Below are 7,648 nucleotides of genomic sequence, written 5' to 3'. Positions count from 1 at the left end.
ACTTTCTAGGAGTGCTTTGTTGCAAGGGAACTCATTTCGATAAGAACGTTTATCAAAATGATTAGCCTCCTTAAGGTTATAATTCGCTGAATTAATACATAGTTCGATAGAAAATTTCCGAATTATCTGGAAGGTTTGGAGCTTGAACTTATCATTTTGAGAAATTGGTTATCGCGAATGCCTTGTTAAAGCGCTTTTAAGAGGGATATAGGCTTATATGTCGAGTTGGCACGAATCTTGCTACATTCTTTCGATAATACGGAACTGTATCTTAGATGATTCATGCATAGTTTGTTTTCAACCGACCCTTTAACGTCAACTCAACAGGTCGGTTGAAATAGGCACCTTGATACAGTTGCGGGACTAGATTCAAGGACGAAGAGCCAGGAGGTGATTTGGTTTAAAGATCTGTGCCCCGATTTTAAAATAAGGAGGAATGCAAATAATGGCTAATACTAATCACGGGGTAGCGCCAGTCGACGAAATGCTACCTGCTGGGAAACTTTTTCTATACGGGTTACAACACGTACTGGCTATGTATGCCGGAGCAGTTGCTGTTCCTTTGATCATTGCCGGAGCAGCCGGTTTAAATCAAGCACAAACTGCCTTTTTGATTAACGCTGACTTATTTACTTGTGGTATTGCTACACTGCTTCAAACCTTAGGGATTTGGAAGATTGGCATTAAGATTCCTGTGATTCAAGGGGTTACCTTTGCTGCCGTTACGCCTATGGTTATCATGGCTAAACAGGGCGGGTTGACGATGATCTTTGGATCCGTAATTGTGGCTGGTCTATTTACATTTTTAATGGCACCATTCTTTAGTAAGTTAATACGCTTTTTCCCACCGATTGTTACGGGTAGCATCATCACAATCATTGGGGTATCTCTCTTGCCGGTGGGTGTAAACTGGGCCGCAGGGGGAGTTGGAAATAAGAATTTTGGTTCGTTAACGTTCATAGCGGTTGCTACAATTGTGCTCTTAGCTATTCTCCTGATCAATAAACTATTTAAAGGGTTTGTCTCCCATATCGCAGTTTTACTCGGTTTGGTCGTCGGTCTTATTGTAGCCATGCCCTTAGGACTTGTGAACTTTTCGGGGGTTGCTTCTGCCCCTTGGATTGGTATTGATACTCCTTTTTTCTACGGATTTCCGACGTTTGATCTGGGTTCGATCATCGCTATGATTCTTGTCATGTTGGTTGTCATGGTTGAGTCAACGGGGGATTTTCTGGCCATTGGTGAGATGGTTGGTAAAAAGATCGGTGAAAAAGAACTTACAGCTGGATTACGAGCGGATGGATTAGCCACTGCACTCGGCGGTATATTCAATGCCTTCCCGTACACAGCCTTTGCACAGAATGTTGGATTGGTCGGGTTAACAGGGGTTAAGAGTCGTTTTGTCGTCGCGACGTCCGGTGTAATCTTGGTGGTCATGGGTTTATTTCCTAAGTTGGCCACAATCATTGCCTCCTTGCCAAACGCAGTCCTAGGGGGAGCTGGAATTGCCATGTTCGGAATCGTGGCTGCCAGTGGGATTAAGACTCTTGCTAAAGTCGATTTCGAGAAGAATGTTAATAATATTTTTATTGTTGCGATCAGTATCGGAATTGGTCTAATCCCAGTAGTAGTTCCTAATTTCTTTCAACATTTCCCAGCGTGGAGTCAAACGATTATGCATAGTGGAATTACCTTAGGTTCAATCACGGCTATTGTCCTTAATGCTTTCTTTAATGGTGGCAAAGGCGCAGGAGATTTAGATGAACTCAAAGCTCATGCAGGTATTCGAGAGTAATAATCAATAGTGTGGGAGAGAGATCCTCTCCCACACTCTCTAGATATTATTTAACCAGCATGTTAGAAGGGGTTATAGGATATGACAGTTGATTTATCCGTGGATTTTTGCGGAATCAAATTTGAAAACCCCTTTATCTTGGCCCCTTCGCCTTGTACAGATCATATCGATCTCCTAATACAGGCTTTTAAAGAAGGCTGGGCTGGGGCTGTCTTAAAGACCGTTGCGGTCGATTCAAGAATCGTAAGTCGAGTTTTCCCATTGGTTACCCGAATTGAGCAACAAGGTAAATTTATCGGTCTACAAAATATAGATCTCGTCTCGGAACATACTGTGGAGATTATCGAGCAAACTGTAAGAACCTTAAAAAAACGATTTCCGGGTAAAATTGTGATCCCCAGTATTATGGCTAGTACCAAAGAAGATTGGCAATTGTTAGCTAAGCGATTTGTGGACGCTGGCGCTGATATGATTGAATGTAGTATTTGGCACCCCCATGGTACAGAGTGGGGGTTATGTACTAAAGTACAAGAGCCTGTGGGGACAGAACATATTGTGCGCTGGGTAAAGGAAGTAGTTGGAGACGTTCCCGTAGTCATTAAATTATCTGCGCAAGATTCCGATCTTATTGCCACGGCAAAAGCGGTTAAACGTGGTGGTGCAGATGGGGTTAGCGCAATAAATACGATAAAAAGTATCACTGGAGTCAACTTAGATACCTTAATTCCCTATCCGAATGTAGCCGGGCTATCGACCTATGGAGGGCTTTCAGGTGCGGCGTTGAAACCGATTGCCTTGCGTTGTACTGCTGAAATTGCACAACAAGTGGATATTGATATCACGGCAAGTGGTGGGATAACTACTTGGCAAGATGGAGCTGAATTCCTTCTTCTTGGGGCAAGTACCTTGCAAATTTGTACGGCGGTATTGCGTTTCGGTTTAGGGATCATCAGGGACTTATTACGTGGTTTGGAAGGGTTTATGGAGGAAAAGGGTTTTCAAAGTTTAACAGATGTGATCGGCAGATCATTACCTTATCTAGTGGAGCATTCCCAACTCCCAAGGGGCATTCAGGTAGTCGCAAACATTCAATCAGAGGTCTGCGTTGGTTGTGGTACCTGTTATACTGCTTGCCGAACGGGTGGACATGATGCTATAGTCCTAATTAAAGGGCGTCCACAAGTTGAAATAAGTAAGTGTATAGGGTGTGGAATATGCCGAGCGATGTGTTCTTCAAAGGCTATTTCCTTAGCCAGACCGATCTAATCAATATTCATCTTACCTGACATTTAGTAAGAATCCCCCGTTTGTAGAGATAAGGGGGTTGGAAAAATTAGATAGAGAGGATGTTGACCATGTTATTAATCGGTAATGGTACGGTTTTAACTTTAGGCAAGCTAAATCAAGTCATTCCAAAGGGTGGCGTGCTAATCCAAGATAAAAAGATTTTGGAAATTGGTTCAACTCAAGATTTACAAACACGGTTTCCAGATGCCGAGTTTATCGATGCCCATGGAAAATTGATCATGCCCGGAATGATCAATACCCACATGCATCTTTACAGTACGTTTGCTCGGGGAATGGATTCGAAGAGTAAGCCTCCTAAAAATTTTGGAGATATTCTCGAAGGACTTTGGTGGAAACTTGATAAATTACTCACCCTGGAGGATGTCTATTATAGCGGACTCACACCATTAATCGAATGTATTAAAACAGGAACAACCACCATCATTGACCATCATGCCAGCCCTATGGCTATTACAGGAAGTTTGTCCACGCTGGCTAAAGCGGCCCGAGAAATTGGAGTTCGTGCGGCTTTTTGCTATGAGGTCTCTGATCGGGATGGGGATAAAATTGCCCAAGAAGGAATCAAAGAGAACGCTGACTTTATTGCAGCTTGTCAGGCCCAACCGGATGAGATGGTTGCCGGTATGTTCGGACTGCACGCCTCTCTGACGTTATCCGATCGCACTTTGTATAAATGCAGTGAAGAGGCTAAACGTCTGGGAGCAGGATTTCACGTTCATGTTGCCGAAGGAAGAGAAGATTTAGAAGATAGCCTTTCCAAATATGGAGTGAGAGTAGTCGAGCGTTTAGAAGGATTTGATGTTTTGGGACCTAAGACCATCGCGGTGCATTGTGTACATATCGATGATCACGAGATTGAGCTCCTTAAAAAGTCGCACACACAAGTAGTGCACAATCCAGAATCTAATATGGGGAATGCTGTTGGAGTAACCCCTGTTCTGAAAATGTTAAGCGAAGGGGTTAAAGTAGGGCTTGGAACGGATGGGTATACCTGTGATATGTTTGAAAGCGCAAAAGTAGGGAATGTGCTTCACAAACATGCCGCGGCTGATCCTAGTGTTGCGTGGGGCGAAATTCCGCAAATGCTCTATGGGAATAACCCTGAAATCGCTTCCCAATTGTTTGGTGGGAAGTTAGGAGAGTTGTCAGAAGGAGCTTGGGCTGACGTCATCGTGGTCGATTACACGCCACCGACTCCACTGGATTCTAATAACTGGGGTGGACATCTTCTCTTTGGTGTCTCAGGTCGGTCTGTTGAAACAACCGTCATCAACGGGCGCGTGCGCATGCTGGAGAGAAAGCTTATAGATATTGACGAAGAAGCGATTGGTGCTCGGTCAAGGGAGTTAGCTCAGGAAGTTTGGAATAGAATTTGAGGTGATCTTAATGAAAAATGTGTTAGGACTCCGCTGTATTGATTGTGGAAAGCTAGTCCCAGCTGTAGCTGGGACGTATACTTGTCCGGTATGTGGCAAAACGGGCGGCATTATGGATGTCGAATACGATTACCAAGAGATTAATCGGTTGACCTCTCGTGAGCAATTAACCCAGTCCAGAGACTATTCTATTTTTCGCTATCTTCCTTTTCTGCCAATTGAGCCAGATTCTGTTCGCCCTCATCTGAGAGTGGGCTGGAGCCCACTTTATAAACCGCAGGGACTTGGGAAGAGTTTAGGCATGAGTAACCTGTATGTGAAAGATGACGGACAGAATCCGACCGCTTCACTGAAAGACAGGGCCTCGATCATTGCGGTGATTAAAGCGGTGGAGGAAAAGGCTCCTACGGTTGCCGCTTCTTCAACGGGTAATGCGGCCTCATCCTTAGCAGGAAGCGCTGCAGCGATGGGTATTAAATCCGTCATTTTTGTCCCAAGCCGTGCTCCACAAGGGAAGATCGCTCAATTGTTGATCTTTGGAGCGACAGTCATTAGTGTTCAGGGGTCTTATGAAGATACGTTCAGACTTTCCGCAGAAGCAATTGATCGCTTTGGTTGGTATAATCGAAATGCGGCTATTAACCCGTACTTGGTCGAAGGGAAGAAGACGGTCGCACTGGAGATTGCCGAGCAATTAAACTGGGAAGTGCCTGACTGGGTGATTCTTTCGGTCGGGGACGGTTGCACCATTGCAGGAGTTTGGAAAGGCTTTAAGGATCTTTACAATGCTGGATGGATCGAACGCATGCCTAAGATTGCTGGAGTTCAGTCCACAGGTTGCTGTCCACTCGTTGATGCTTTCTTGGAAAATCGACCCTGGCGTCCCAAGGAAGAGAATACAATTGCCGATAGTATTGCGGTCGGAGTGCCGCGTAATCCAGATAAAGCTTTAAATGCTGTTCGAGAATCAGGTGGCACGATGGTGGCTGTATCGGATGAAGCGATCTTGGATGCCATGCGCGAACTGGGTAGAACCAGCGGTATTTTTGGGGAACCGGCGGGTGTGACTGGAACGGCTGGACTTAAGGTTTTGGTGGAAAAAGGGGTCATTGGAGCCGACGAAAAAGTGGTTTCAATCGTCACCGGTAATGGGTTGAAGGATGTTCAAAACGCCATTAAAGCAGTGGGTGAGCCCATTAAAGTCGAACCTTCGCTGAAAGAATTGCTGGTGAAGCTTGGTGGGAGGCTCGATGCGCGAGGCATGAGGTACTACGATTCTTGATTCAGTGGCACAATTTAGAGTTCACAAATACTGCATTTCGATGATCTTACTTTGATGCGAAAAGCACGTGGATGAAGCAAATATTCGAACATCGAGTCTCGAACATCGAGCCTCGATAATAAGGGAGGGCAACTATGAAAAGCTTGATTGATTTAACCGTTAATGAAGAGCAGCTTATAAAGACGGTGCAGAGCGTTAAGGAAAAAAACATTGTTATCCCAACCATGGCTCAGATGAAGGACCCTAATAAGATACCTGCATCAGTCAAGGAGAAGTTAAAGAAGACAGGGTTATGGGATGTTAACCCGATCAACTTGTTTAGAATTTCTTGGAAAAACCAGCCTGTTAAAGATGGCGGCTTATTCAATCCGTTGCCAAACTATGTAGAAATCCCTTCTGAAATTTCGGGAGTTAAAGCTAGAATTATCGCCATGTCAGGAAAGTATTTTCCAACCGGAGCACATAAGGTTGGTGCGAGCTTTGCTTGTTTAGTTCCACGCTTAGTAAGTGGACAATTTGATCCTAAATATCATGAAGCAGTTTGGCCTTCAACGGGTAATTACTGTCGTGGTGGAGCCTATAATTCCGCCTTGTTAGGGTGTAAATCGATTGCTATTTTGCCGGAGAATATGAGTAAAGAGCGTTTTGATTGGCTTAAAACAGTTGCTGGAGAAGTCATCGCAACTCCTGGCAGTGAAAGTAATGTCAAGGAAATTTATGATAAAACCTGGGAACTCCGTAGAACCCGAGATAACGTTGTGATCTTTAATCAATTTGGAGAATTGGGTAATCATTTATGGCATTATGAAGTCACGGGAAATGCTATGCATGATATTATTAAAGCGGAAATCGGCTCGAAGGGAAAATTTGCAGGGGTATGCTTAACTTCAGGTTCTGCTGGCACGCTTGGTAGCGGAGATTACTTAAAAGATCAATACCCACATGCCAAACTTGCCGTTGGTGAAGCCTTACAATGCCCAACCTTACTCAATAATGGTTTTGGGGAACATAGAATTGAAGGGATCGGAGATAAACATATCCCTTGGATTCACAACGTGAAGAATACAGATATGGTTATTGCCATTGATGACAATGATAGTCTAGGTATGTTCCGCCTCTTTAATGAACCAGCTGGACAAGACTATTTAAGAGAGCAAGGTATTTCCGAAGAAGTCATTTCCAAACTTTCCTGGGTAGGGATTTCCGGAGCGGCCAATATTCTATCCTGTATTAAATTTGCTAAATACTATGAGTTAACAGAGAATGATATTGTAATCACTGTGCTTACGGACTCCGCGGAAATGTATCAGTCAAGATTGCAAGAAATGCAAGCAGAAAGAGGCCAAGAGTATAGTTCCTTGAATGCTGCCATCGACCATAATAAAAATGTATTGGGCGTTAGGACCGACAGTATGGAAGAATTAACTTACATGAGCAAAAAGCGCATTCATAACCTTAAGTACTACACTTGGATTGAACAACAAGAGTATGATTTGAGTGAGCTAAATGCACAATGGTATGATTATGACAATTACTGGGGTAAGCTACACCAAATGGGACCAGAACTTGATAAACTCATTGAAGAGTTCAATGAGAAAACTGGGGTCGCGAAATAACGATTCCCCATCACGATTTAGAGATATACTAGCTACAAGGGTCTGTTAATAGAATATGTAATAGATTGTATAGAGGCAGCGGTTCTTGCTCAGGAACCGCTGCCTCTTTTTAGAGAAAGGGGATAATACTATGTCCATTTTGAGGGTTTCAATTTTCCTCTTAGAACGTTCTGATTACCATAGAGACATGTTTTGGTGAAATTATCTGAGATAATATCACCATTTTTTTAATGAACGGCGGTATTTTCTACTGGAGATACCGCTTTGAAAT

5 protein-coding genes are annotated in these 7,648 nt (G+C 43.7%); all 5 read left to right on the top strand.

The window, feature by feature from the left end; translation table 11 throughout:
* Positions 1–445 precede the first annotated feature (445 nt).
* Positions 446–1,795, top strand: a complete 1,350-nt coding sequence (locus tag UF75_RS03675; protein WP_045573241.1) for a nucleobase:cation symporter-2 family protein — start codon at positions 446–448, stop codon at positions 1,793–1,795.
* A gap of 81 nt (positions 1,796–1,876) precedes the next feature.
* Entirely contained in the window at positions 1,877–3,061 is a 1,185-nt protein-coding gene (preA, locus tag UF75_RS03670) for an NAD-dependent dihydropyrimidine dehydrogenase subunit PreA (RefSeq protein ID WP_045573240.1), read from the top strand.
* A gap of 89 nt (positions 3,062–3,150) precedes the next feature.
* Positions 3,151–4,479: a putative aminohydrolase SsnA gene (ssnA, locus tag UF75_RS03665; RefSeq protein WP_045573239.1), complete on the top strand. Its 1,329-nt coding sequence runs from the start codon at positions 3,151–3,153 to the stop codon at positions 4,477–4,479.
* Positions 4,480–4,489: 10 nt separating this feature from the next.
* Positions 4,490–5,761, top strand: coding sequence for a threonine synthase (gene thrC, locus UF75_RS03660; RefSeq protein WP_045573238.1), 1,272 nt, complete (start codon positions 4,490–4,492; stop codon positions 5,759–5,761).
* Between the two features lie 134 nt (positions 5,762–5,895).
* Positions 5,896–7,377 (top strand): pyridoxal-phosphate dependent enzyme, encoded by a 1,482-nt coding sequence (locus UF75_RS03655; RefSeq protein ID WP_045573237.1) that lies wholly within the window; start codon positions 5,896–5,898, stop codon positions 7,375–7,377.
* Positions 7,378–7,648 lie beyond the last annotated feature (271 nt).

This window comes from Desulfosporosinus sp. I2 (assembly GCF_000960765.1).
In the GTDB taxonomy this organism is placed as follows: domain Bacteria; phylum Bacillota; class Desulfitobacteriia; order Desulfitobacteriales; family Desulfitobacteriaceae; genus Desulfosporosinus.
Note: the sequence above shows the minus strand (reverse complement) of the source record. Positions and strands in the feature narration are given on the sequence as shown.

Excerpts from the sequence above, each read along its gene's own strand:
- UF75_RS03675 (WP_045573241.1), top strand. The coding sequence starts at position 446 with ATGGCTAATACTAATCACGGGGTAGCGCCAGTCGACGAAATGCTACCT.
- preA (WP_045573240.1), top strand. The coding sequence starts at position 1,877 with ATGACAGTTGATTTATCCGTGGATTTTTGCGGAATCAAATTTGAAAAC.
- ssnA (WP_045573239.1), top strand. The coding sequence starts at position 3,151 with ATGTTATTAATCGGTAATGGTACGGTTTTAACTTTAGGCAAGCTAAAT.
- thrC (WP_045573238.1), top strand. The coding sequence starts at position 4,490 with ATGAAAAATGTGTTAGGACTCCGCTGTATTGATTGTGGAAAGCTAGTC.
- UF75_RS03655 (WP_045573237.1), top strand. The coding sequence starts at position 5,896 with ATGAAAAGCTTGATTGATTTAACCGTTAATGAAGAGCAGCTTATAAAG.